Source organism: Pseudomonas sp. 86_A, assembly GCF_017491705.1.
GTDB classification, from domain to species: Bacteria; Pseudomonadota; Gammaproteobacteria; order Pseudomonadales; family Pseudomonadaceae; genus Aquipseudomonas; species Aquipseudomonas koreensis.
This window is the reverse complement of sequence record NZ_JAFGYS010000020.1, coordinates 1-26,127: the sequence shown is the minus strand read 5'-3', so window position 1 is coordinate 26,127 and position 26,127 is coordinate 1. Positions and strand designations below refer to the sequence as shown.

Below are 26,127 nucleotides of genomic sequence, written 5' to 3'. Positions count from 1 at the left end.
GGGAAGTCCTATGTCGGCGGTACGCATCGGCCCATATACATTACAGAACGGTTTGATTCTCGCCCCGATGGCGGGGGTCACCGACCAGCCCTTTCGTCAGCTTTGCAAGCGTTTGGGCGCAGGGCTTGTAGTCTCGGAAATGGTCACCAGTGACATGAGCCTGTGGAACACCCGCAAGTCGCGCATGCGCATGATCCACGAAGGCGATCCCGAGCCACGCTCGGTACAGATTGCCGGTGGCGACGCGCAGATGCTGGCGGATGCCGCCCGGGCCAACGTCGAACTGGGCGCACAGATTATTGATATCAACATGGGTTGCCCGGCAAAGAAGGTCTGCAACAAGGCCGCCGGCTCCGCATTGTTGAAAGACGAACCACTGGTCACCGAGATCCTGCAGGCCGTCGTCGCTGCAGTGGATGTGCCGGTGACCTTGAAGATCCGCACCGGATGGGATCGCGACAACAAGAACGGCCTGACCGTGGCGAAGATCGCCGAACAGGCCGGGATCGCCGCGCTGGCCGTGCATGGCCGCACGCGCGCCGATCTGTACACCGGTGAAGCCGAATACGACACGATTGCCGCGATCAAGCAGGCGGTGTCGATGCCGGTGTTTGCCAATGGCGATATCGATTCGCCGGAAAAGGCCCGTTACGTGCTCGACGCGACCGGTGCCGATGGCCTGCTGATAGGCCGGGCTGCCCAGGGGCGGCCATGGATTTTTCGTGAGATCGAGCACTTCCTGCGTACCGGCGAGAAATTGCCGGCGCTGGAGTTGAGCGAAGTGGAACGCATCCTGCTGGAGCATCTGGCCGCACTTCACGCCTTCTATGGGGACGTGATGGGCGTACGTATTGCCCGCAAGCATGTGGGCTGGTATCTCGCAACCTTGCCGGGCGCCAGGGAGTTCCGCGCCCACTTCAATCGTTTGGATGGTACGGAAACACAATGCGCCAACGTTCGGGAGTTCTTCGCCGAGCGTTACAAGAGCCTGACAGGGGACGAAGAAGGGGTGGCCGCATGACGATGATGACCGAGACTTTAGTGAGTGGAACAGCACCCGTGAGCGACAACGTGAATTTGAAACAGCACCTCAATACCCCGAGCGAAGAAGGTCAGACCCTTCGCGGGAGTGTCGAGAAGGCGCTGCACAATTATTTCGCCCACCTTGAGGGCGCGTCCGTCACGGACGTGTACAACCTGGTGCTCTCCGAAGTCGAGGCTCCCCTGCTCGAAAGCGTGATGAACTACGTCAAGGGCAACCAGACCAAGGCCAGCGAGCTGCTCGGACTCAACCGCGGCACGCTGCGCAAGAAACTCAAGCAGTACGATCTGCTGTAAGCATTCAATCCAACCAGAAAGGCGCCCGCGTAAAACCGGTCGCCTTTTTTGCTGACTTCCCTTGCTTTTGATGGAAATTGAGATGACCGACCAGACTACCCGCCTGCCGATCCGCCGCGCCTTGATCAGCGTTTCCGACAAGACCGGGATCCTCGAATTCGCCAAGGAGCTCGAAGCTCTGGGCGTCGAGATCCTCTCCACCGGCGGAACGTTCAAGCTGCTGCAGGACAATGGCGTAGCCGCAGTGGAAGTCGCGGATTACACCGGTTTCGCAGAAATGATGGACGGTCGGGTGAAAACCCTGCACCCGAAAATCCACGGCGGAATCCTCGGTCGTCGCGGTATCGACGACGCGATCATGAACGAGCACGGCATCAAGCCGATCGACCTGGTTGCCGTTAACCTCTACCCGTTCGAAGCCACCATCAACAAGCCAGACTGCGACCTGCCGACCGCGATCGAGAACATCGACATCGGCGGCCCGACCATGGTCCGTTCGGCAGCGAAAAACCATAAAGACGTGGCGATTGTGGTCAACGCCAGCGATTACGCCAACGTTCTGGAAAACCTCAAGGCCGGCGGCCTGACCTACGCTCAGCGTTTCGACCTGATGCTCAAGGCCTTTGAACACACCGCCGCCTACGACGGCATGATCGCCAACTACATGGGCACCGTGAACCAGGCTGCCGAGACCCTCTCGACCTCCGGCCGCAGCGAATTCCCGCGCACCTTCAACAGCCAGTTCATCAAAGCTCAGGAAATGCGCTACGGAGAGAACCCGCACCAGAGCGCGGCGTTCTACGTGGAGGCCAAGCCGGCCGAAGTCGGCATCGCCACCGCGACCCAGCTGCAAGGCAAAGAGCTGTCGTACAACAACGTGGCCGACACCGACGCCGCGCTGGAATGTGTGAAGAGCTTCGTCAAGCCAGCCTGCGTGATCGTCAAGCACGCCAACCCGTGCGGCGTGGCCGTGAGCCCGGACGCCGAAGGCGGCATCCGCCAAGCCTACGAACTGGCCTACGCCACCGACACCGAGTCAGCCTTCGGCGGCATCATCGCCTTCAACCGTGAACTGGATGCCGAGACTGCCAAGGCCATCGTCGAGCGTCAGTTCGTGGAAGTGATCATCGCCCCAAGCGTCAGCGAAGAAGCCCGCGCCATCGTCGCCGCCAAAGCCAACGTGCGCCTGCTGGCCTGTGGCGAGTGGTCGGCGGATCGCGCTCCGGCGTGGGACTACAAGCGCGTCAACGGTGGCCTGCTGGTGCAGAGCCGCGATATCGGCATGATCGGCGCCGATAACCTGAAAGTGGTGACCAAGCGTGCACCGACCGAACAGGAAATCCACGACCTGATCTTCGCCTGGAAAGTCGCCAAGTACGTCAAGTCCAACGCCATCGTCTACGCCAAGAACCGTCAGACCATCGGTGTCGGCGCTGGCCAGATGAGCCGCGTCAACTCGGCACGTATCGCCGCGATCAAGGCGGAACACGCCGGTCTGCAAGTCGCCGGTTCGGTGATGGCATCGGACGCGTTCTTCCCGTTCCGCGACGGTCTGGACAACGCGGCCAAGGTGGGTATCACTGCGGTGATCCAGCCAGGCGGCTCGATGCGTGATGCTGAAGTGATTGCTGCTGCTGATGAAGCCGGTATCGCCATGGTTTTCACCGGCATGCGCCACTTCCGTCACTAACCAGTCGACGGCCGCACTGAAGCCGGCAGCTGCTGCGTTGGAGCCGACCTCGATGATGCTCATTGCCAAAAGGCAACTCCGCTCATCGAGGTCGACTCCGCCTTGCATCTACCGCCTTCATTGCGACCTCCTACAGCGTGAAGCGCTTTAGGCTCTAAAAACAGAATTAGCGTCATCCGAGGTTTTTGAAATGAATGTTTTGATCATTGGCAGCGGTGGCCGTGAACACGCCCTGGCCTGGAAAGTGGCTCAGGATCCGCGTGTACAGAAGGTTTTCGTCGCGCCGGGCAACGCCGGTACCGCGATTGAAGCCAAGTGCGAAAACGTCGCCATCGACGTGCTGGCCCTTGAGCAACTGGCCGACTTCGCCGAGAAAAACGTTTCCCTGACCATCGTCGGTCCGGAAGTGCCGCTGGTGGCTGGCGTGGTCGATCTGTTCCGCTCCCGTGGCCTGGACTGCTTCGGTCCGACCGCCGGTGCTGCGCAGCTGGAAGGTTCGAAAGCCTTCACCAAGGACTTCCTGGCTCGCCACAAGATCCCGACCGCCGACTACCAGAACTTCACCGAGATCGAGCCGGCCCTGGCTTATCTGCGTGAAAAAGGCGCACCGATCGTGATCAAGGCCGATGGCCTGGCCGCCGGTAAAGGCGTGATCGTCGCCATGACCCTGGCCGAAGCCGAAGACGCCGTGCGTGACATGCTCGCCGGCAATGCGTTCGGCGATGCCGGTTCGCGCGTAGTCATCGAAGAGTTCCTCGACGGCGAAGAAGCCTCGTTCATCGTCATGGTCGACGGCAAGAACGTCTTGCCGATGGCCACCAGCCAGGACCACAAACGCGTCGGCGACGGCGACAGCGGCCCGAACACGGGCGGCATGGGTGCCTACTCCCCTGCCCCGGTGGTCACCGCCGACGTGCACCAGCGCGTGATGGACCAGGTGATCTGGCCGACCGTGCGCGGCATGGCTGACGAAGGCAACGTCTACACCGGTTTCCTGTATGCCGGTCTGATGATCGACAAGGCCGGTAACCCGAAAGTCATCGAGTTCAACTGCCGCTTCGGTGACCCGGAGACCCAACCGGTGATGCTGCGTTTGCAGTCGAGCCTGGTGCTGCTGGTCGAAGCTGCCCTCGCGCAAGCGCTGGACAAGGTTGAAGCACAGTGGGATCCACGTCCGAGCGTCGGCATCGTATTGGCCGCCGGCGGCTACCCGGGCGACTACGCCAAAGGCGCAGCGATCAACGGTCTGGACGCGGCCGCTAGCCTGGAAGGCAAAGTCTTCCACGCCGGTACCGCGCTCAAGGATGGCAACGTAGTAACTGCCGGTGGTCGCGTACTTTGCGCCACTGCCATGGGCGCCAGCGTGAGCGAAGCCCAGCAGCAAGCCTACAAGCTGGCCGCCGCCATCGACTGGGAAGGCTGCTTCTACCGCAAGGACATTGGCTACCGCGCCATTGCCCGTGAACGTGGCGAAACCCAGGAATAAGCTGTCCTTCACGTCCGGCGCGGGATGCAGTCCCTCGCCGGGCTGTTCCGCCGCGGCGCATCGTTATATTCTGGCATCAACCTACGAAGGGATTTCGCCGTGCGCTGGCTCAGGATTGCCATAAGTTTCACCGTCACGTTGCTGACCTTGCTCTGCATGCTTTCGGCCCAGGCCGCGCAAGGCAGTGGCTGGTCGGTATTGCTTGACGATCAGGGCAATCTGCAACTGAGCGACATCCGCTCGGCCCGCTACACCAATCAATTCAGCCCCATCGAACTGGACCGCCTCACGGCCGCCGAGCCCGATGGTGCACTCTGGCTGCGTTTCAAACTGACGCCGGGCAAGCACGAACAAGTGCTGCGGATCTTCGCCCCCGACCTGTCCAGCGTCAGCCTCTACGTGCTGGACGGCGACAAGCTGATCGAGCAACGCAACTCCGGCACCCGCCAGCCGCAGGTCGAACGACCACTGCCCAGCAGCGACTTCCTGCTGCCGCTGCCGCAAAGCGACAAACCCCTCGATATCTACCTGCGGATGGTTTCCGACCATCAGCTGCGTCCGCACATCACCCTGCAATCGGCAGTGATGAGCGCTGCCAACCAGAACCAGACGCTGATCTTCGGCCTGCTGTTCGGTTGCCTCGGCATGTTGCTGCTGCACAACGTCGTGCGCTACGCCTACTCGCGCTCGCGCAGCAGCCTGTGGCTGGCCATCTGCGAAGGCCTGCTGGGTCTGAGCCTGCTGCTGTTGCTCAACCTCGCCGGTCCCTGGTTGCCGAACTGGCACGCGATCCAGACCCCGGGCGCTTATCTGGCGCTGCTGCTGACCGCCCCGGCCGGGCTGATGTTCGCCCTGCGCTTCTTCGCCCCGCTCGGCCCGCACCCGCTGAACAAACTGTTGCTGGGCGACATTCTGTTCATCGTGATCTGCAGCCTGCTGCTGTTGTTCGTCAACACCCTGCCGCTGAACATCATCACCTATGCGCTGGTGGCCCTGGCCGGCCTGAGCATGTTGCTGGTAGGTTTCTATCACTGGCAAAAGGGTTACCGTCCGGCACGGCTGTTCGTTGCCGCGATGGTGGTGTTCAACATCGGCACGCTGATCATCCTGCCGGCCTTGCTGGGGTTGACCCTGGTTGCACCGCAAGGCCTGATCATGACCCTGATGGCCTTCATCTGCGTCAGCGGCCTGCTGATGAGCATCGCGCTGGGTGAGCGCCAGCGCAGCATTACCGAAAGCCGTTTCAGCATCAGCCGCGACCTCGCCGCCAGCAACGCCGAGATCAACGCCAAGGCCGAGTTCCTCGCCAAGATCAGCCACGAGATCCGCACTCCGATGAACGGCGTGCTGGGCATGACCGAGCTGTTGCTGGGCACACCGCTGTCGGTCAAGCAACGCGACTACGTGCAGACCATCCACAGCGCCGGCAACGAGCTGCTGACGTTGATCAACGAGATTCTCGACATCTCCAAGCTCGAGTCCGGACAGATCGAACTGGACGACGTGCAGTTCGACCTCAATGCCTTGATCGACGACTGCCTGAGCATCTACCGGGCCAAGGCTGAACAGCAGAACGTCGAGTTGATCAGCTTCATTCAGCCGCAAGTGCCACGCGTCATCAGCGGTGACCCGACCCGCCTGCGCCAGACATTGCTGAGCCTGCTGGAAAACGCCCTGAAGAAAACCGACGAAGGCGAGGTGCTGATCGTCGTCGCCCTCGACGAGCGCAGTGTCAAACCGCGCCTGCGCATCGCCGTGCAGGACAGCGGGCAGCCGATGGATGCGGAAGAGCGCGATGCGCTGATGCACGCCGAATTGCACAGCAAGCACTTCCTCTCGGCCAACCGTCTGGGCGGCAACCTCGGGCTGGTGATCGCCCGGCAACTGATCCGCCTGATGCACGGCGAGTTCGGGATCAAGAGTGGCGCCAACCAGGGCAGCACGTTGTGGCTGACCCTGCCGCTGGACCCTGACCGTCTCGAACACCCAACCTCCGACCTCGATGGCCCGTTGCAGGGTGCGCGGGTGCTGGTGGTGGATGACAACGACACGTGCCGCAAGGTGCTGGTGCAGCAATGCAGTGCCTGGGGCCTGAACGTCAGCGCCGTGCCATCGGGCAAGGAAGCGTTGGCGCTGCTGCGCACCAAGGCGCACCTGCGCGACTACTTCGATGTGGTGCTGCTGGACCAGAACATGCCCGGCATGACCGGCATGCAACTGGCCGCCAAGATCAAGGAAGATCCGAGCCTGAACCACGACATTCTGCTGATCATGCTCACCGGCATCAGCAACGCGCCGAGCAAGATCATCGCGCGCAACTCCGGGATCAAGCGCATCCTCGCCAAACCGGTGGCCGGCTATACGCTCAAGACCACGCTGGCGGACGAACTGAACCAGCGCAACAAGGGTCAGGTGGTGTTCCAGCCGCAGGTGATCAGCGCCGCCACGGCGGCCAAAGTGCCGAGTGATTTCCGCATCCTCGTCGCCGAAGACAACACCATTTCCACCAAAGTGATTCGCGGCATGCTCGGCAAGCTCAACCTGCAACCGGACACCGCCAGCAATGGCGAAGAAGCCCTGCAGGCGATGAAAGCCCAGCGTTACGACCTGGTGCTGATGGACTGCGAAATGCCGATCCTCGATGGCTTCTCGGCGACCCAGCAACTGCGTGCGTGGGAAGTCAGCAACCAGCGCATCCGCACGCCAATCGTGGCGCTGACCGCGCACATCCTCGCCGAACACAAGGAACGTGCGCGCCAGGCCGGGATGGACGGCCACATGGCCAAGCCGGTGGAGCTGTCGCAGTTGCGTGAGCTGATCGAACACTGGGTTGCGCAACGCGATCAACAGAATCGCGCCACCACGCAACCGTCCTGAGCCGACAGACGCCGTAGCGCCTGATAGACTCCGTCACGACTTCCTCGCCAGTGAGCCAGCACCATGCTCCACGTGTTGTTCAGCGTTTACCTGAAGATGCTGGTGCTCTACAGCCCGTTCTTCGTGTTGTCCTGCTTTATCAGCCTGACCCGTGGTTATTCGCGCAAGGAGCAACGGCGCCTGGCCTGGAAAGTCGCGCTGGCCACGCTGATCTCCAGCGTGTTGCTGTACCTGTTCGGCCGGGTGATCTTCGATGTGTTCGGGATTACCGTCGATGCGTTCCGCATCGGTGCCGGCAGCGTGCTGTTCATCTCCGCGCTGGGCATGGCGCAGGGCAAACCGGCGGTGCAGGCCGACAACGTGCAGCAGGACGTGACCATCGTACCGCTGACCATTCCGCTGACCGTCGGCCCCGGCACCATCGGTGCGCTGCTGGTGATGGGGGTCAGCCAGCCGCATTGGGACGACAAGCTCACGGCCATCATGAGCATCGCCCTGGCCAGCTTCACGGTGGGCGTCGTGCTGTATCTGTCCAACCGCATCGAGCGCATTCTCGGTGATCAGGGCTTGCAGATCGTCAGCCGCTTGATGGGGTTGTTTGTCTGTGCGCTGGCAGCGCAAATCATCTTCACCGGGGTGAAGGGCTATCTGGTTCCTTGAGAGACAATGCAAAAAGCCGCGAGTGGAATCACTCGCGGCTTTTTTCATGGCTCAGGATTGAACCCTCGGGTGTCAGACTTCGTTCGAGGTATCCATTGCCACGGCCAGATCACAAGGAGCACCGTCGATGCTCGCCATTTGCCAGCCGTTGATCAGTTCCAACACTTTGAAAAACCGGTAGTCGCCCCACAGGTGCAGTTGCAGGTCCAGCAGATGTCCGGATGAGTTCCCCAGCGACCGGGCATTGCGTAGAATCAGGCTACGCCCGGAATCGGGGTCCGTCAGCACCAGGTGCTCGCCTGCCATCACGACTTGCCAACGATCAAGCTCAGGCATTTCCAACAACAGCTCGCTGCCGTTGACGTGCACTGCATCCTCCAGATTCGGCAGATCGACGATCAGGCAGTCCAGCCGACTCCAGTCGGCGCTCGCGACCGTACAACTCATCCCGCGATGGTCGTACCCGAGCACCAACGTCTCCACCCCTTCTACCAGCAGATCCTGCAATCGAGTGCGATGATCTGCACTATCGACCGCCAGCACCGCCCCGTTGCGGCGCGCGCTGATCTGGCGAGTGAAGATCTCCCGGTCATTGCTGAACAGGGTCGGCTCGATGCCGTCGTACATCAGAAAACGGCTGTCTTGCAGCGCTCCCAGATAGGTCACCCACTGTCCGTCGGATCTCGCCTCGGCGCAATGCAGACGTCGGGCGATGGCGTCATACCAGCTGAACCGGTTCTCTTGTGAGCCGGCGCGCAGATACGGTACATGAGGTCGACCTTCAATCAGGCTCTCGAGCCTTTGCTGCAGCGTTCTGCCATTCGAGGGCGCCATGACGAATTCATGGGTGACCGCACTGATCCGTGCTGGCTGTCCCTCGCTCAGCTCAAGGATCACCCCATTGCGGGTGCGTCCCTCCAGACCGCTTTCCAGCGGACTGACTGCAGCATACGTCCACTCTGCCCAGACCCGCTGCGGTGCCGCCAGTGCATCATGCCGTGACAGCCTGGTCGCGTTGCCGAACAGCGCGCGTATCTGCTCCGGCGTCTGCAGCATCTGACGGAAAACATGCCCAGTACCGGAAGCGAACAGCCACGCCCCCGTTTTGTCCGGAGTCTGCGTAACGAGGTGCAGATTGCGTCCTTGCCCGGCACCGACCAGCAATATTTTCCCCTGCAGATACCGGGCAGATAATGGCGCACCGGCGTGATCAGACAGCCCGAGAATGTCGAAGCCATCGGCCCGTTGCTGCTCGGCAACACTTGTCAGGGTCTTGATCCAGTCGCCCTGCGCACGCAGCCATTGCTCACTCAGCGCACGCAGCTTCAGGTTGCCATTGCGCAAATCAAACACCAGACCCTGTGTGGTCTGCGCCAAATGCCCATCAGCCGTTGCCACCACGCTGTCGACATCGCTCAGCATCAACTGCAATGAACCGCCCGAAGCATCCGCGTTGCGCTGCCAGATGTACAAGCCTTTCTGCGCGCTGTCATGGAAGACCATGCCGCGACCGTCCGCATCAATTGGCGAGGCGATCAGCAACGGATGTTCGAGACCCAGATCGTTATCGGTCACAAACCAGTCATCACGACGGCGAATCCAGGCATTGAAGGTTCCTGCCCCGTGATGGACCTGCAAAGACAGGAATGTCGCCGCAGTTGCGGAGCGGATATCTTCGACCATCGAGACGGACCCATCCCCGTCTTTCTCATAGGCATTGAAGCCGTTGATGAAGCTATTCCAACCCTGCCACTGGAAATGTTTCGAGTCGAACGGCAAACATTCTTTCAGCGTGGAGGAAACAGCGACCAGTTCGACTTTCTCTTGATCCACGAGGTATTCGAACTGATACACCACCTCTTGCAAATCGGTGACCTGCTGAATCACGCGAATCGCATCGCCCACATCCTGGCACGAGAGCACTTGCGAGGGCTGGAACGGGTCAATCAATCGATAACGACGGTTGACCCTGCCGGTCAGCGCATCGACCCGCCACAGCGTCGGCTGGTCGGGGTGATAGAGAAACACCTGATCGCCAAACACTGCCGCCAGGCGGATTTCGGCGTTGAGGCGAGCCGGCAGATCTCGCCCGTACAGGATGCGATCCGTCGCGCTTTCGAACCAGGCATTGGTATGAACCGGCCACTGCGGATCGGCTAACGGCACCTTGAAGTTGTGCAACGGCAACCACGGGCTGGCAAGGCGATGTGTGTGATTGAGACCGGTAAGATGTCGGGCGATGGCAACGGCATCATTCTGCTCCGGGAGATTGTCTTCCAACAGAGTCAGCCGCTGCTCCGGCCAATCCACCCGGTAGATCTGCCCTTGGGCAAGTTCGACACAAACCTCACTGCCCGCGACGCAATGCACCTCGGTCGTGCCCAGTCTCAAACGCAGGCCATCGACATGGGCCTGTACGTCATCCACCCAGGTTGCAGCAATCACCCAGCGCAGGGCAGCCGGGTCCTCAGCCGTGGATAACTGAACGTTGGCGACGCCCTTGACGAGCGACAACGAGTACTGCCCCGTGACGGCTTCGATGTCATAGGACATTTTCCCATGCCATTCGACGGGTACTTGCGGCACTTGAAGCGACCGGCATTGCTCATCCAGCACCACCTTGACCAGGGTTCCATGGTAGTTCGGAAAAAGCTTGTAAACGCAGTATTCCAAGGGTGTCGAAGCATCAAACCAGAATGTCTGACGGCCTTGGCTGTCCTTTTCCAGTTCGCGAAATTCGTCAAAGCCCTTGTCATGGCGATGGGTAACACCGGGCATCAGTTGGTAGTCAATACCAAAGGTACAGGCCGGCGTGCAGGGCAAGATCAGCGTGTGAATGTCCCAAGGCACCGAGCTCAGTTCGGGCAGATTCCAGCGCTCGCGGATGTTGATCGGTGGCTGCGTGTCCTCGCCGAGGAGGCGTGGCAGTGGCCATCCTTGACGCTCTGCACTCAACAGCAACTGACTGCCCATTTTCACGTGTCGGGTGCGCAGATCGATGCGCGTGATTAGCGCATCCGGCAATGGCTCGAGTGTTCCTTGAACGACTTGGCAACCACCGTTGCTGTACGCCGATTTCAAGGCATACACGTACTGGCCGACCTGCTGGGCTCGCTCCAGGATCAGACTGTAATTGCGTGCCAGCGCCCCGATACCAAAGCCCAGTCCACCGACAATGACCGCCAGGGGCCCGGCAACCGCTGCGAACGTTCCGCCGACGGTTATCGCACCGCCACTCAACGCCAGCGCCGTCGCGTCGAAACTCAACTGCACCGCTGCCGCTGTTCGGGCCGTGGTGTTATCCGCGGTCGCCAGCTCGATGATGTCGAAGCCAACGTTGGCCAGGGCCAGCAGAGTTCCCAACCCCTCACCGAGCACTCGCGCCCCCAGTGAAGGGGCCAGGGCACTGGCCGAGGCCTGCGCGATGAGACGTTCATCGAGCAATGCCAGCTCAACCAGCTTGACCAATGCAACGACATCGGAGACCACCCCGTGCAGGAGCTGTCCGTAAATCACGAAACTGTGCAGACGCACCGCCAGTGTTGCGTTTGAGGTCTTGGCGTCTCCACGTTTATTCAGCTTCTCCAACGCGGCCATGATTGCGAAGCCTGCGTTCAACGTATGAACCGCTTTGGGACCCTCGGGGCTGGCTGGCGAAGGGATTTGTTTCAGTGCCTCGAAGCGGTCGCTCAACCAGAGTTTGATCTCCAGAAAACGCGGATCATCGACGGTAAGGTTCGTTACTTTCGAAGGCTCTTTGCTGTTGATCAGCGACAGCGTCCATTTCCCGGGCCCCGCATTCTTCACGGTTTCGTACAGCACGACACTGCGCGGATCGAGGGTGTGGTTCGCAAACAGCTGGCGGTTGGCCGACTCGATAGTCTGTGCCATGCGAGTTCCCTCCAGTTCGGCCAACCCGCGTCCCAACCGAGCGTTTTCCGATAATGCACGGGTACGCAAGGCTGCGTGATGCTGCCACGGGGCGACTGTGCGCTCACCGGCGACCGGCCCGCTGCGCAACAAATCCCCGGCCGTCACCTCAGACGGCAAGGCCTTGTTGGCAATGTTCGATCCATCGAGAGCAATCAACTCGAACCGCTCGGTGGACGGATTCTGTATGCCGTAAAGTCCGGCCAGTTTTTCGTCCGCGAGGGCCGCTTCAATGCCGCGCTGCAAGTGCTCGGCCTGGGTGAACTCGTACACGGCGAAGTTCGGATCGTAGAACAGATAAGACGCGCTGTTCGCCTCGACCACTTTGCATGCCAGCAGTGAGTGATTCTGTGTGTTGAACATGATGCTGGAAGTCGAAGTGTTCGCCTCCAGGGTGCGGATGACCGTCGCCAGGTCTGCCGCCCCCAGCTTTTCCCCGAACTGCGCCATGGGCACACCGCGCATTTCGTCCAGAACCCGCAGCAGGGCATGGGATTCAGCGTCCTGGGGGGCAAGGTTGGTCGTGGCCAGTCTGCCGATCAAGGTGCGCTGGGCGGTTCGGCCCTTTTCTACTGCGGCGGCCATCAACAAGGCCAGCGGGTAGCAGCGCCGTCCCGGATCGCCGTCACCCTGCATCAGCAAATCCTGCGGCAACTGCTTGGCGGAGACGGCGCCCACCTGAAACAGGCGGGCCCGAACCGGGCCGCCACGCTGCAGGATCGACGCCCGATATTCTTTTTTCGCCAGCGACTCGACACGGGCAACGTGCTCGCCCCATTGGCGGACACTCAGGGGCTCGACCAGAGCCTGCGCTTTTAGCAAATACGCATTGCGCGCCCGTTCTGCAGCCGGCAGTGGCGCCTTGAGTCCGGCCTCGAACGCAGACGGACTGCGCTCGCGCAACGTCTGCTCGATCTGGTCATAACGCGCGGCGATGCCGCGATCCTCGGTATTGCTGACAAACGAGCGTGTTGTCGCCCAGGCCTCGGCAAATCCCTCGTCGTCCAGGTGCTGCGCGCCGAACAGGCCACCGAAAACCACCCGGTGCAAAGGGCTCAATTGCGCAAGCGGCAGCCGGCCACTCGCGACCCGGGTGAACGCCTCGTTCAGATTGCCCAGGGCTTCAGCGCCGACCGATTCCGGCAGCTCGGCAACTGGCTGCGCGAGGATTTGCTGGCGCTGATCGAAGGTCAGGTAAAACGCTTTGCGGAAGGTGATCTCACCACTCAAGCGGTCATTCATGGCTCGCCTGAACGGTTCACCCAGATCATCGAGCAACTGTTGCAGCACCGACGTCAGCATCACCGGCTTGCCCTCAACGACCGGCCAGCCACGCTTGAACGTCAGGGTCTGGTCCTTGAGCAGGTCGGACAGATTACCGGTGTAACGGGTCTTGAGTTTGCCGGAGGTCCACTTTTCCTTTTCCTTGGCGAGCCATTCTGCAGACGTACCTCCTACGGTCCAACCACTGATCATTTCCTCTTCGGTGAAGACGTTGTAGCCCTCCACCAGTTTCAGCCGGGCACGGATGGTTTCTGACAGACCGGGTTGAAGATGCGTTTTGCTGTAATGGACCAATGCGCGTGACGCGGCGCTGGGCCCCGTCAAAGCAATCGTGCCGCGAGCCCCTGGGCGAATCCCGTCCGAGTAATAGTCGGACAAAGCGTCCTCTAGAGAAGCTTTTTTTTCTCCCGGCAAGCGTCCGTCGACGACCATATTGGCAACAACACCAGACACCGTGGCACGCAGTTGCTCCCTGTTCGACCAATCCAAACCGGTCTCACGCATTCGGCGCTCCACTTCATGCAGGCCGTCATAATTCGAACGTATCACCTGCATGATCGATTCCGTCATGCCGCTGTCTGGATGCGCCAGAAAATGGGCATTCATTTCACCCGTCGTCTGCAACCCGAAGACCGTACCCAATCGAATGGCATCCTGTGGTGCCGCCCCGTCGTACGGTGGCCTGAAAATATCCAGCACATCGGGATGCCCTGCCGCGAATGCGCGCAGTGCTTCCAGATGCTCAACGGGGATGTCCCCGGTTCGGTCGGCGTAACGTTGCCGATCCCGGCCCGGCAATAGAGCGTCGTTCTCATTGAGCAACAGCTGCAAGACACCCGGTTTCGCGTTGGATTCCAAACCACTGACATCCACCCCGCCCAGCTTGTCGAGCAGTGGCGGCAAGTAATCCATATCGCTGTAACGGCCACCCTCCAGATGCACGGCCTGCAACCGCACCACATCACTGGCTGCGGCAAAATTGCCACGCATGGCAATTTCACGCTGGTAGACATCATTGAGATAGTGATCGGCAAACTCCGTGCGGACGTCCCGCAGATGCAAATCTGCCCCGACCATCGCCTGATGCGAATCCAGGCATTTCTGGCGAAAGGCTTCCAGCGTTGCGCGATCCTTGCCGTAGGCCCGGACCATCAGATCGATACGGGCCAGATCCGCTCGTCCGCTCCACTCTTGCCGACTGAGGTGGTCAAACATCTGTTGTTTGAGCACACGAGCGCGATCTTCAATCATGCGCGAGAGGTTCAGGTAGTTCTGCTCTTGCGCGCCACCCGACTCCATCGCGTGGGCTCTGGCACTGTCGAGGATCACCCGGTTCATTTCGAAAGCCAGCAGCGCATCACTGTCATACCAGAGATTGAAGGTGTAGCCCTGGGGCGCCAACACCTTGCGCCAGATGTTCATGTAATCACGCTGGTTCGGCCCGACCTCACTGCCGCCCACCCAGACGAAATGCATGATGCGCGGCACCGGTTTACCGGGGGCCATCACCTCCACCGTAGACGACAAGCGCTGGTGATAATCGACCAGTTGCTGGCGATAGTCTTTCCACTGAGCATTCGAAGCATCGGCAAAGTCCGACTCGAAACTTTCCCTCAGCAATCTGACCGCTGTCAGTTGTTCATTAAAACTTTTCGCCGAGACAGCCGCATCGTAATAATTCAACGATTGCGCCTCGTACGACCCGCCGTTACGGGTTGAAGCCATCGACTTCAATTCGTCTCGATCAAAAGCATTCGAAAAACCGGAACTTAACACCGAAACTTCAAAATCGCTTAATGCCATAGCACTCGTCTCCGTTTATTTCATACAGGCACAATCGCCCCAATGACTTATTCACCGCGACTTATAAAAACAAGCAATTCCGAGAAACTAGCAACAGCCGTTAATTTCTTCAAACGCAAAGACTTTCAACAAGTTTCGGCAACACCCACAAACAACTACCAAAAAATAGAACCCGATAAGACTTGAGACTGAAACCAACAAAACACCAATAACACCCATCAAACACGATCGATATAAATTATTAGGCACAATAAAAAACTGTGACAGCGCACATATAAAAAGCCACGAGCAACTGCCCCGTGGCTTTTTATCCGCGATTGAAATCGGCCAATTCGGCGTTACATCAGCGCGGCCGTTACTCGACAGTGACGCTCAACAACTCCCCGAGGGTTGAGAGCGGATTCTTGGCTTGCCGCTCGCGCAACGTTCGCACCAGACGCGACACCGCGACCGAAAACTGCCGGTCAAAGCCGAGGAACACTTCACCGCGCAGCAGCGGATCTGCACTGCCGGCATCGCGGAAAATCAGACTGTGTTCGCTGTCCGGGTCAACCACCACCAGATGCTCGCCGACCATTTCCAGTTGCAGCTTGTTCGGCGCGTCCAGCGACCAGTTCAGCTTGCCGGGGATCGTGACGGCTTCACTCGCCGCATGCCGGCAATCGACGATGACCGAAGCGAGCCTGAACCACAGTGTCCTGGACAGATGAAACGTCACCGCGCCCTGCCCCAGACGCAGGATCAACGTATCGACACCGTCGGGCAGCAGCGGCGTCAAATCAGCTATTTGTTTCTGCCCCTCGCGATTGCTGATCGCTCGCACGCCGTACCCGGATATCCCCCAGCAATAATTCAAGTGTCTGCTCGAGCAGGGCCACGGGCTCGATCAGCTGTGGCGAACTCAACTTCCCCACACAGGCAAAGTAATAACGCAGTACCGCCTCGTAAACATCGCTGCCTTTGTGTGAGCTCAAAGCGTTTTCAAGATCTTTTAACTTGAAAAGATCGACGAATTTTACGAAGTGTTTGCTGCCTTGCTCGGTTGATTGCATTGAATTCAACTGCCTCTTTGAGAGTTCGTGATAATCCAGCCAGAACGTCCAGGAATTCAGGACAACAGCGTGAACTGTCCAACCATGACTTAAGGTTCCGAAGCCAACAAACTACCGACGGGCAACGCCCTGCTCAAACAGGAAAAAATTCAGCAAGTTTCATAAAACATGGATAAGAGAAGAACTAATAAAGTATGTAACTGAGTGCCATGTCACCGAACATTTCATTGAAATCTAAAAACCCGCAAGCCACGCAAATAACCCGGGCACGGCAACTTCGCCAAGGCGTCGGCACGTTATAAAAAACCAAGACAAGAAGTAAGTAACAAGAAATCGCTTACGCGGGACGGGTACAAATCAGACAAGGCCCGATGAAGCCTCCGACACCGTCAAACGCGGAAATAATCCCGCGAAAAAGACCGCAGCCCCGAAGGGCTGCGAGCACTCAGGACAGTGGTTTTTCGCCGTACCAGCGCGGCGTGTAAACCCAATCGCCACCGGCGGCACGCGGGAAAGTGCAGGTGGTGGACGAGCCGATCAGCACCATGGTGCGCATGTCTACCTGATCCGGCGTCAGCGCGCCCAATGTGGTGGTGCGCAGCGTCTGGCCCGGGCGACCGATATCGCGCCCCAGTACCACGGGGGTTTGCGCGGTGCGGTGCTGCGCGACGATTTCCAGCGCGCGGCCCAACTGCCAGGGTCGGGCACGGGAGATCGGGTTGTAGAACGCCAGGGCCAGATCGGCCTCAGCCGCCAGATCGAGGCGCTTCTCGATGATCGACCACGGCTTGAGGTTGTCCGACAGCGACATCACACAGAAGTCATGGCCCAACGGTGCACCGGCTTGAGCCGCGGTGGCGAGTGATGCGGAAACCCCCGGGAGGATTTCCAGATCGACACTGTGCCAGGCCGGATCATCCGATTCGTGCAACGCTTCGAGCACCGCTGCCGCCATGGCGAACACCCCGGGATCACCGGACGACACCACGATCACCGAGCGCCCCTGGGCCGCCAGCCTGAAAGCATGACGGGCGCGCTGCATCTCTTCGCGGTTGTCGGTGCAGTGCTGCACTTGATCGGCACGGAACGGGCCGGCCATACGCACGTAGGTTTCGTAACCGAGCACGTCGGTGGCGCGGGCCAGTTCGGCTTTGACGGCGGGCACCATCAGTTCCGCAGCGCCGGGGCCAAGGCCGATCACCGCCAGGCGCCCGCGTGGACGTCCGATAGTCGCCACGTCCAGTGGTTGCTCGGCAATCGCAATGGCAAGGTTGTTCGCGCTGACGACCTGCGCCGCCGGGACTGCCACTGCTGCCAACGCTTGCAGGTCACCGTTTGCGGCAACGAACCGCAGCGGCACGCCGAGTTCAAGCGCCGCCTCACGCAAGCTCGCCGAGGCCATTTCATCGTCGGCGGCCACCAGACACGCCAACGCTTGCAGCGCGACTTTGGTCTGCTGCAGTGCCGCGCGAACGGCGTCTGCCAGGTCAGCAACGTCGGCACTCACCGCCACCGCGACACTGCGCGGGTAGATCAGCAATTCGTTGGCGCTCGATTCACGTTCGGCACTGCTTACATGAATCGAGCGCTGCGCATGCGGATCTTCCGGCAATTGCGCCTGATCCAGCCACGGCGCCGCGCCTTCGATGCGTACGCTGTGCCCGGCCAGCAGATCGGAAACAAAACGCTTGCCCAGTTCCAGGTCGCCCAGCGCATAACCGCTCGGCGGGTTCAGCAAGCAGGTGCCGAAACGCAATTCGCCGCTGGTGGTAATCGCTGCCGCCACCTGCAACCCGGCCGCAATGTCCCGGGCCATGACGTTCACGCCGCCCAGCCCGCCCAGCAGCGGCACCACCGCGCTGCCGTCTTCGGCCACGGCGAGCACTGGCGGTTCGGCGCCTTTTTCCAGCAACAGCGGCGCCAGCGTGCGGATGACGATGCCGGCGGCGCACAGGGCGATGATCGGCGTGTCCTGCTGATACAACTCACGCAGGGTTGCGCCGAATTCCGCATAGGTGCGATCAGCGCCTTCGACCCGCCCGGCCAGGCCCAGGACTTGCGCGCCGGGATAGACCTGCTGGATGCGCCGGGCAGTGGCCAGGCTGCCCTGACCGAGGATGACAATGGCTGGCGTGGAAGGATTCATCAGCCTTGCCACCGTTCGCCCGGGACGATGATCAGCGAGAAGTACGGCGAGGACATCGGCTCGACCTGATCCAGCGGCACGATCTTCTGGTTGGCCATGGTTGCGCGCTCGACGTACAGCGCGCGCTCGGCCAGACCGAGTTCTTCAAGCACCTGCCGGACTTTCGGGAAGTTGCGCCCCAGCTTCATGATCACCGCCGCGTCGGCATCGGCCAGACGGCGCTTCAGATCCTCATGCGGCAACACGCCGGACAACACCGACAGGCTCTGGTTGCGGTACACCAGTGGCGCCCCCAGCACCGAAGCGCCACCGAGCATCGAACACACGCCCGGCACCACTTGGGCTTCGTAGCGGGTGGACAGCCGGTCATGCAGATACATATAGGAGCCATAGAAGAACGGATCGCCTTCGCAGATCACCGCCACGTCGCGGCCGGCGTCCAGATGCGCGGCCACCGTTTCGGCGGCTTCGTCGTAGAAATCGCTGATCACTTGTTCGTACGACAGCGGAGCCGGCAACGCTTCGGTGGTCACCGGGTACACCAGCGGCAGCAGATTCTGTGCGTCTTGCAGGTGCGCCTCGATGATGCCGAACGCGTTGCCCTTCTTGCCCTTGGCGACGAAGTACGCCACCACTGGCGATTCGCGGAGCAAGCGCAGGGCTTTGACGGTAATCAGCTCCGGATCACCCGGGCCAACGCCCAGACCGATCAAACGTCCTTGAGCCTGCATCATTCGACCTCCGTGGCGAGGGCATTCACCGCCGCGGCGGCCATGGCGCTGCCGCCGAGGCGGCCCTGCATGATCACGAACGGTACGCCGCGGCTGTCAGCCGCCAGTGCCGCTTTCGACTCGGCGGCACCGACGAAGCCCACCGGGAAGCCGAGGATCAGCGCTGGTTTCGGCGCACCGGCGTCGAGCATTTCCAGCAGATAGAACAGCGCGGTCGGTGCGTTGCCGATCACCACCACGCTGCCTTCAAGATGCGGACGCCACAACTCCAGCGCGGCAGCGGAACGGGTATTGCCCAGCTCACGGGCCAGCTCCGGCACGCTGTCGTCGCGCAGGGTGCAGATCACTTCGTTATTGGCCGGCAGGCGGGCACGGGTCACGCCTTCGGAGACCATCCGCGCATCGCACAGGATCGGCGCTCCGGCCGCCAGCGCATCACGCCCGGCCTTGCCCGCGCCCTCGGAGAACTGCAGACCATCGACGGCCTCGACCATGCCGCAGGCGTGGATCACCCGGACCGCGAGTTTTTCCAGGTCGGCCGGGATGCGCGCCAGATTGGCCTCGCTGCGAATGATCGCGAAGGAGTTGCGATAGATCTCCTGACCGTCGCGGATGTAATCAAGCATCAAGGGGGCTCCGAGAGCGGGCGTCGAGCAGGGTCGCGGCCGCTTCAATAGTAAGGTTGCGTGCGTGCAGCGCGCCGAAACCCGGCTGCGTTGCATCGCGAAAATAGAGGTCGTAGCGGCCGGGGCTGACGGCCAGCAAGGTGGCTGGGGCGCGGTGCGCCGCCGCGCAGGAGCGCGGGCAACCGGACAGATGAACGTGCTGCGCCTGGTGTAACAGGGTCGCCAGAATACGAGCGTCGTGCTTGGTGTCGGCCAGGCCTTTGCCGCAGCCAGCGGAGCCGGTGCAGGCGATGATGGTCGACAGCGGGTCAGTGAGTTCTGTCAGCAGGTTCAATTGCTTGAGACCTGCGATCACCTGAACGGCATCGGTTGCTTTGACGTTGGGCAGCAGCAGGCTTTGCCACGGTGTGAAACGCAAGTGGCCATCGCCGAATAGACGGGCCAGTTGCGCGGCACCCCGCATCATCGTCGGGTCAAGGCGACCGAGTGGCGGCACCGCGCCGATGTAAACCCGGTTGTCGGTGTGTTGCGGGTGAGCGCCGATGTGCAGATCGTCCGCCGCGCGGACACGTTGCCAGGCGCTGATCGCCTTGATCGGCAGACGCGCCCTGAGCTGTTCAAGAAAAGCCAGCATCGGCAGTTCATCGAGCAAATGGCGCATCCGCGTCTGTTCGGGCCGCGCCAGTTCGAGGAACAACTCCAGCACCGCGACCACCAGCGCATGGCCGTTCTCCAGCGCCACCGCACCGACTGCGCGATCCGTCGGGCAACCGGCCAGACCGAATGCCAGCAGCGTTTCGCCGTCGCGTTCGAATGCCGAAAGCCACACGTCATGTGGATGTTCGAGCATCGCCAGCGCCTCGCCGCCATCCAGTTGCACGGCGAACTTGGCGCTCAACTCGTGGAAGCGTGGATGGCTTTGCAGGGTGTCGAGGATCTGTTCGGCGAGCGCCCGGGTGTCGACGCGCATCTGCCGGTCAATCCCGGCGGCCGGGCTGAGCATCAGGTTGCGCACATCGTCGCCGGCGGCCGTTCGTGGCCCGAGACCCGCGGCGAGCAGATTGTCGATCAGTGCAGCGGATTGCTGACCGATGCCACGGATTTGCAGGTTGGCGCGGTTGGTCGCCTCGATCGCGCCGCCGGCGAACTGCTCGGCGGCGTTGGCCACCGCGTCAGCCTGATCGGCGCTGATCGAACCGCCATCGAGCTTGATCCGGCAGATCCCGCCGTCCAGTGCCTGGACGATACGCAGCAACCCCGGACAGGCCGAGGGGCGTAAGGCGGTGGACATCAGGCGTTCGTTCAAGGGGCTGACCGGCTGTGTGGCAAAGGCGCTTCGCGGGCGAAGGCGCGGTATTATGCCTGCTTTGTCCGGCGGCATGAAAAGTCTGCCCGTCGGATCAGCATGTTTAGAGGAATATAGATGTCACCCTGGCTGACGGTTGTGGGTATCGGTGAAGACGGCTTCAAGGGCCTGGGCAAGAATGCCCGGCGCGCCCTGCTGGGCGCCTCGCGGATCGTCGGCGGGCAACGTCAGCTGGACCTGCTGCCGGCGTGCATTCGCGGCGAACGGCAGTTGTGGCCGAGCCCGTTCTCCCTGGCCCCGGTGCTGGAGCAGCGTGGCGCGGCGGTCTGCGTGCTGGCCAGTGGTGATCCGATGTTCTATGGCGTCGGCGCGAGCCTGGCGCGGCAGGTGCCCAGCGACGAGATGCTGATCCTGCCCGCGCCGTCCTCTTGCGCGCTGGCGGCCGCGCGCCTCGGCTGGCCGTTGCAGGAGGTCGTGACGCTGTCGCTGGTGGCCCGGCCGCTGGCGGCACTGAATGCGCAGTTGTTCAGCGGTGTGCGTCTGCTGTTGCTGAGCAATGATGGACAAAGTCCGGCGGCGGTCGCCGCATTATTGCGCGAGCGTGGTTTTGGCGGCAGCCGTATCAGCGTTCTGGAGCACTTGGGCGGCGACGCCGAACGGCGCATCGATGGCACCGCCAATGACTGGAACGACCCGCCGCTGGCCGACCTGAATATCATCGCCGTCGAATGCCTTGCCGACGCCGATACCCCACACCTGTCGCGCCTCGCCGGCCTGCCGGACTCGGCCTTCCGTCACGACGGCCAACTGACCAAGCGTGATGTGCGCGCCATCACCCTGGCGCGCCTCGCGCCGATTCCCGGTGAGCTGCTGTGGGATGTGGGCGGTGGTTGTGGCTCGATCGGCATCGAGTGGATGCGCGCGCATCCCGGTTGCCGGGCGCTGGCAATCGAAGCCGACGAAGGCCGCCAGCAGTTGATCGAACACAACCGCGATGCGCTGGGAGTGCCCGGCCTGCAACTGATTCGCGGCCGGGCACCACAGGCGCTTGCCGGGCTGGAGCGTCCGGACGCGATTTTCATCGGCGGTGGCGTGACCCGTGAAGGGGTGTTCGAAACCTGCTGGGAACAGCTCAAACCCGGAGGCCGGCTGGTCGCCAACGCCGTGACCCTGCAAAGTGAACTGGCCCTGATGAACTGGCGCGAACGCCATGGCGGCGACTTGACCCGCATCCATGTCGCCCAGGCACAGCCGCTGGGCGAGTTCGACACCTGGCGCCAGGCGCTGCCGATCACCTTGCTCGACCTGGTCAAACCTCTCGATGCGTGACGAAACCGCCGAACAACCCGCGCCCCTGCGCAGCGGCCTGACCACCGGCAGTTGCGCCACGGCCACCAGCCTCGCCGCCGCACGCCTGCTGCTCAGCGGCACCTCGGCGGATGCGGTGCAGATCGTCCTGCCCAAGGGCAAGCAGGTGCAGATGCGTCTGGAGTTCTGTCGACTGACCGAGGCCGGCGCGGAAGCCGGGACTATCAAGGACGCCGGGGACGACCCGGACGTGACCCACGGTGCACTGCTCTATTCGCAGGTGCGGCTGCTGACTGAGCCGGGAATTCGCTTCATCGCCGGCGCAGGGGTTGGCACCGTGACCCGGCCGGGGCTGGTGCTCGGCGTCGGTGAGCCGGCGATCAACCCGGTGCCGCGCAAGATGATCAGCGATCACCTGACGCTGCTCGCCGCCGAGAGCGGTTATGCCGGCGGTTTCGAGGTCACGGTCAACGTCGAGGGCGGCGAAGCGCTGGCGCTGAAAACCATGAATCCGCGTCTGGGCATTCTCGGCGGCCTGTCGATTCTCGGCACCAGCGGCATCGTCCGGCCGTTCTCCTGTGCGGCGTACATCGCCTCGATCCACCAGGGCATCGACGTCGCCAAGACCAACGGCTACCTGCACATCGCCGCGTGCACCGGCAACGCCAGCGAAGACACCATGCGCCGGGTCTACGACCTGCCAGAAATCGCCCTGATCGAGATGGGCGACTTTGTCGGCGCGGTGCTCAAGCATTTGCGCAAAGTGCCTGTGGATAAACTCAGCCTGTGCGGCGGGTTCGGCAAGATCAGCAAACTGGCGGCCGGGCACATGGACCTGCACTCGCGACATTCGAGCATCGATTTGCCGCAACTGGCCGAGTGGGCCGCGGCGATTGGCGCTGATGAGGTTTTGCAGCAAGGCATTCGCGAGGCGAACACCAGTCAGCAGGCCTTGGCGATGGCCAGTGCGGCGGGCATCGCCCTCGGCGATGAAGTCTGTCGCCACGCGCTGAATTTCGCCCGCAGCGTGGTGCCGGCGCAGGTGCAGGTCGAGGTATTTGCGATTGATCGTCAGGGCGGGATCGTCGGGCATGCCGGAGGTTTTGCATGAAGCGGATAGTGCTGCTTGGCGGCGTGACCGAAGCGCTGGCGATTGCCCGTACGCTCGGGCCAGAACATATCTATAGCCTCGCCGGTGTTGGCCGGGTGCCGACGGATCTGACCTGTCAGGTGCGCGTCGGTGGTTACGGTGGCGCTGAAGGTCTGGCGCAGTTCATTCGCGACGAAGGCATTGATCTGCTGCTCGACGCCACGCATCCCTATGCCGCACAGATCAGCCAGAACGCCGCCAGCGCCGCCCACCTGACCGGCATCCCCTGCTGGGCCTTGCGCCGTCCGGCGTGGCAGCCGCAACCCGGTGACGACTGGCGCGAAGTCAGCGACTGGGCCGAACTGATCACTGCCCTCAAATCCTTCCGCCGCCCGCTGTTCACCCTCGGCCGTGAGCCGCTGCAGCACCTCGACGAAATCCCCGCCGAGCAGTTCTGGACCCTGCGCGCCCTCGACGTCTACCCCGGCAACGAACGCTGCGCAGTCATCGGCGCGCGCGGGCCGTTTCTGCTGGAGGATGAGCGCGCGCTGTTCGAACGGCGGCAGATCGATGTGCTGATCAGCAAGAACAGCGGCAGCACCGCAACCGAGCCGAAGCTGGAAGTGGCGCGGGAGTTGGGGGTACCGGTGCTTGTGTTGAAGCGGCCGGGGTTGCCAGGGGTTGATCGGGAGTTTGCCTCGGTCGACGAAATCCTCATGGCCCTCGCAACCTTCAATCGTATTTAAATCAGTCGTACCGTCACGCCGGTGTACACAGATCACCTGGACGACACAAACCATTGTAGGAGTGAGCCTGCTCGCGATGACGTCAGCAAAGCCAGCACCTCATTGCCTGACACACCACTATCGCGAGCAGGCTCACTCCTACAATGTCCCGGGTTCAACTGAATATCTGACGTGAGTGATAAATGGGAGCAACGATTCAATTTGCCAGCGAAAACGTCGGGTCTTCCGGCATATGACTTGAATCCTACAATCGCGCCGGACACTGCCCACAACAACTTAACGAATCACTGACTATCGGCAGCCAGAGTCCCCACTTACGCTCACCGGCTTTAATTCCGAGGGCGTACACATCCAATGTCAGAAAAATTCTCCCGTTTCGACGTCAAGGATTACCTCAAAACACCTGCCGATCTTGGCCAATACATCAAGGGCTGTGAGATCGAAGACTCGGGCGATGGGCAGCTCAACCGAGTAGCCCTCCGAGACGTCAAGCAGACCATTCGCGCGCGGATAGAAAGCGACTCGAATTTCGCCCAGGCAATACGAATCGAAGCCGCTACACTCATTTATAACGGCGAAATCGAGCTGGGCCGCAGACTTCTTAAACTCTTGCATGAAGCGCTGCGACACCAAACCGCACGACGCCTTTTTACTTATCGGCCCTGATCAGGCTAAATAGCCGCGCCTGATCGCCCACCCAACGGATCTGTCCCATGAACCGACACCGGCTAGCCATTGCCTGGATCGCCTGCTTTGCAGTGCTGTTCAACATGCTCGCCATGCCGATGACCGGGGCGATGGCGCAGGCGGCCAGTTCACCGGCCGAACAGTTGCTCTGGAGCAGTTTCTGCACCGGCAGCGGGACGAAGATGGTGGCGATCAACATCGGCACCACGGAGCAGAAAGCCCCGTCCAACGACAGCCATTCCAACATGCAGCATTGCTGGTGCTGCTCGGGTTCAGCGCCGCTGGTGGCGTTGCCGGGTCATACACCGCAGCTGTATTTCGCCCGCTACGAAAGCAATCGCAGCGTAGCACCGCCCTCGTTGCAAACACCGACCCCGCGCCAGCAATGGCCGAGCCTCAATCCCCGCGCCTCGCCTCTGGTTTGATTTGTTCTCGCAATTGACCTGCGTATCAAATCGTTCTGGAGAACTGCCATGTTGAACAAACTCATCGTTATCGCTGCGCTGTTGCTGCCGGCGTGCTTTGCCCATGCCCACGAATACAAGGCCGGCGAGCTGGAAATCGCTCACCCGTGGTCACAGGAACTGCCGCCCAACGCACCGAACGTCGCCGCTTACTTCGTGATCAGCAATCCCGGCAAGACTGACGACCGTCTGATCAGCGTCGATTCGCCGATCACTGATCAAGCGCAGCTGCACGAGCATGTGATGCAGGGCGATCTGATGAAAATGCAGCAGGTGCCCAACGTGCTGATTCCGGCCGGCGGCAAGGTAACGTTCGCGCCGATGGCTTATCACGTGATGCTGCTCAGCCCGAAAGACCGCAGCCTGCTCAGCGACGGCAAGCGCTTCCCGCTGACCCTGCATTTCGAGAAGGCCGGTGATGTAACCGTCGAAGTCGCGGTGCAGAAGAAACCACCGCAAGACAGCATGGCGCACGAACACGCCCAGTAATCGATCCGGCTGACCACGCCCGTGCGCCCGCAACGCGCCGGGGCGTCCAGCAAGCATCGCCAGAGCCAGGCTCTGACCCGCGGTAGCTGGATCGCCCTGTTCGCCATGTTGATGATCTTCATCGGCCCACTGATTTCTCAGTCGATGCCGATGGATCAGCACGCCTCGACTTCCATGCCGATGCGCATGGACATGTCGATGGACATGCCGGGCATGGATCACGGCGGTCATGACGCGCAGCCCAGCGCCGAACATTGTCCACCGCAATCCTCGCACCACGCCCTGTGGGAAAAGTGCGGTTATTGCAGCCTGCTGTTCAACTGCCCGGCGCTGACCGGTGGCGGCAGCTTCGCCACGTTCAGCATCGCTCACGTCAACACCTTCACCCCGCCCTCCCCGCGCCTGGGCCATGCC

General features: G+C 61.4%; 20 protein-coding genes. 13 read left to right on the top strand and 7 right to left on the bottom strand.

Features of this window, described 5'->3' with window-relative positions; genetic code table 11:
* The first annotated feature begins 10 nt into the window (after positions 1 to 10).
* The 6 genes from dusB to J5M57_RS25520 all read left to right on the top strand — a co-directional run bounded on the left by dusB (position 11) and on the right by J5M57_RS25520 (position 8,051).
* The gene (gene dusB, locus J5M57_RS25545; protein ID WP_207849954.1) at positions 11 to 1,021 is read left to right on the top strand and encodes a tRNA dihydrouridine synthase DusB; all 1,011 of its coding nucleotides are present in this window, start codon (positions 11 to 13) and stop codon (positions 1,019 to 1,021) included.
* On the top strand, positions 1,018 to 1,338 hold the full coding sequence (fis, locus tag J5M57_RS25540; RefSeq protein WP_003221275.1) for a DNA-binding transcriptional regulator Fis: 321 nt from the start codon (positions 1,018 to 1,020) through the stop codon (positions 1,336 to 1,338). The genes dusB and fis overlap by 4 nt, the downstream gene beginning before the upstream one ends.
* 82 nt (positions 1,339 to 1,420) lie before the next feature.
* Positions 1,421 to 3,028, top strand: coding sequence for a bifunctional phosphoribosylaminoimidazolecarboxamide formyltransferase/IMP cyclohydrolase (purH, locus tag J5M57_RS25535; RefSeq protein ID WP_207849953.1), 1,608 nt, complete (start codon positions 1,421 to 1,423; stop codon positions 3,026 to 3,028).
* Between the two features lie 190 nt (positions 3,029 to 3,218).
* Positions 3,219 to 4,514 (top strand): phosphoribosylamine--glycine ligase, encoded by a 1,296-nt coding sequence (gene purD / locus J5M57_RS25530; protein WP_064585777.1) that lies wholly within the window; start codon positions 3,219 to 3,221, stop codon positions 4,512 to 4,514.
* Positions 4,515 to 4,613: 99 nt separating this feature from the next.
* Positions 4,614 to 7,391: a hybrid sensor histidine kinase/response regulator gene (locus tag J5M57_RS25525; protein ID WP_207849952.1), complete on the top strand. Its 2,778-nt coding sequence runs from the start codon at positions 4,614 to 4,616 to the stop codon at positions 7,389 to 7,391.
* A gap of 63 nt (positions 7,392 to 7,454) precedes the next feature.
* Positions 7,455 to 8,051 (top strand): MarC family protein, encoded by a 597-nt coding sequence (locus J5M57_RS25520; RefSeq protein WP_016771870.1) that lies wholly within the window; start codon positions 7,455 to 7,457, stop codon positions 8,049 to 8,051.
* A 72-nt stretch (positions 8,052 to 8,123) separates the two neighbouring features.
* Here the strand turns inward: J5M57_RS25520 and J5M57_RS25515 are convergent, their stop codons facing one another.
* The 7 genes from J5M57_RS25515 to cobG all read right to left on the bottom strand — a co-directional run bounded on the left by J5M57_RS25515 (position 8,124) and on the right by cobG (position 20,914).
* Positions 8,124 to 15,068: a TcdA/TcdB pore-forming domain-containing protein gene (locus J5M57_RS25515; protein WP_207849951.1), complete on the bottom strand. Its 6,945-nt coding sequence runs from the start codon at positions 15,066 to 15,068 to the stop codon at positions 8,124 to 8,126.
* A 355-nt stretch (positions 15,069 to 15,423) separates the two neighbouring features.
* Positions 15,424 to 15,846, bottom strand: a complete 423-nt coding sequence (locus tag J5M57_RS25510; protein WP_207849950.1) for a hypothetical protein — start codon at positions 15,844 to 15,846, stop codon at positions 15,424 to 15,426.
* Position 15,847: 1 nt separating this feature from the next.
* Positions 15,848 to 16,120, bottom strand: a complete 273-nt coding sequence (locus tag J5M57_RS25505; RefSeq protein ID WP_207849949.1) for a hypothetical protein — start codon at positions 16,118 to 16,120, stop codon at positions 15,848 to 15,850.
* Between the two features lie 445 nt (positions 16,121 to 16,565).
* Positions 16,566 to 18,266, bottom strand: coding sequence for a precorrin-3B C(17)-methyltransferase (gene cobJ, locus J5M57_RS25500; protein ID WP_207849948.1), 1,701 nt, complete (start codon positions 18,264 to 18,266; stop codon positions 16,566 to 16,568).
* Positions 18,266 to 18,997 carry a precorrin-2 C(20)-methyltransferase gene (locus J5M57_RS25495; protein ID WP_064589946.1) on the bottom strand — a complete coding sequence of 244 codons (732 nt, stop codon included), beginning with the start codon at positions 18,995 to 18,997 and terminating at the stop codon, positions 18,266 to 18,268. The genes cobJ and J5M57_RS25495 overlap by 1 nt, the downstream gene beginning before the upstream one ends.
* On the bottom strand, positions 18,997 to 19,623 hold the full coding sequence (locus tag J5M57_RS25490) for a precorrin-8X methylmutase (RefSeq protein WP_064585772.1): 627 nt from the start codon (positions 19,621 to 19,623) through the stop codon (positions 18,997 to 18,999). Before J5M57_RS25490 ends, J5M57_RS25495 begins: the two co-directional genes overlap by 1 nt.
* Entirely contained in the window at positions 19,616 to 20,914 is a 1,299-nt protein-coding gene (cobG, locus tag J5M57_RS25485; RefSeq protein ID WP_279381944.1) for a precorrin-3B synthase, read from the bottom strand. Before cobG ends, J5M57_RS25490 begins: the two co-directional genes overlap by 8 nt.
* Before the next feature lie 132 nt (positions 20,915 to 21,046).
* Between cobG and cbiE the strand changes: the two genes are divergently transcribed.
* The 7 genes from cbiE to J5M57_RS25450 all read left to right on the top strand — a co-directional run.
* Positions 21,047 to 22,258: a precorrin-6y C5,15-methyltransferase (decarboxylating) subunit CbiE gene (gene cbiE, locus J5M57_RS25480; RefSeq protein ID WP_169842498.1), complete on the top strand. Its 1,212-nt coding sequence runs from the start codon at positions 21,047 to 21,049 to the stop codon at positions 22,256 to 22,258.
* Positions 22,251 to 23,348 carry a cobalt-precorrin-5B (C(1))-methyltransferase gene (locus J5M57_RS25475; protein ID WP_207849946.1) on the top strand — a complete coding sequence of 366 codons (1,098 nt, stop codon included), beginning with the start codon at positions 22,251 to 22,253 and terminating at the stop codon, positions 23,346 to 23,348. The genes cbiE and J5M57_RS25475 overlap by 8 nt, the downstream gene beginning before the upstream one ends.
* Positions 23,345 to 24,073 (top strand): cobalt-precorrin-6A reductase, encoded by a 729-nt coding sequence (locus J5M57_RS25470; RefSeq protein WP_207849945.1) that lies wholly within the window; start codon positions 23,345 to 23,347, stop codon positions 24,071 to 24,073. Before J5M57_RS25475 ends, J5M57_RS25470 begins: the two co-directional genes overlap by 4 nt.
* 354 nt (positions 24,074 to 24,427) lie before the next feature.
* Positions 24,428 to 24,739, top strand: a complete 312-nt coding sequence (locus J5M57_RS25465; protein WP_207849944.1) for a hypothetical protein — start codon at positions 24,428 to 24,430, stop codon at positions 24,737 to 24,739.
* Between the two features lie 47 nt (positions 24,740 to 24,786).
* Positions 24,787 to 25,185, top strand: coding sequence for a DUF2946 domain-containing protein (locus J5M57_RS25460; protein WP_064585766.1), 399 nt, complete (start codon positions 24,787 to 24,789; stop codon positions 25,183 to 25,185).
* Between the two features lie 48 nt (positions 25,186 to 25,233).
* Positions 25,234 to 25,713 (top strand): copper chaperone PCu(A)C, encoded by a 480-nt coding sequence (locus J5M57_RS25455; RefSeq protein ID WP_207849943.1) that lies wholly within the window; start codon positions 25,234 to 25,236, stop codon positions 25,711 to 25,713.
* Between the two features lie 21 nt (positions 25,714 to 25,734).
* Positions 25,735 to 26,127, top strand: a 393-nt coding sequence (locus J5M57_RS25450) for a DUF2946 domain-containing protein (protein WP_207872020.1), incomplete at its 3' end; no start/stop codon positions are given.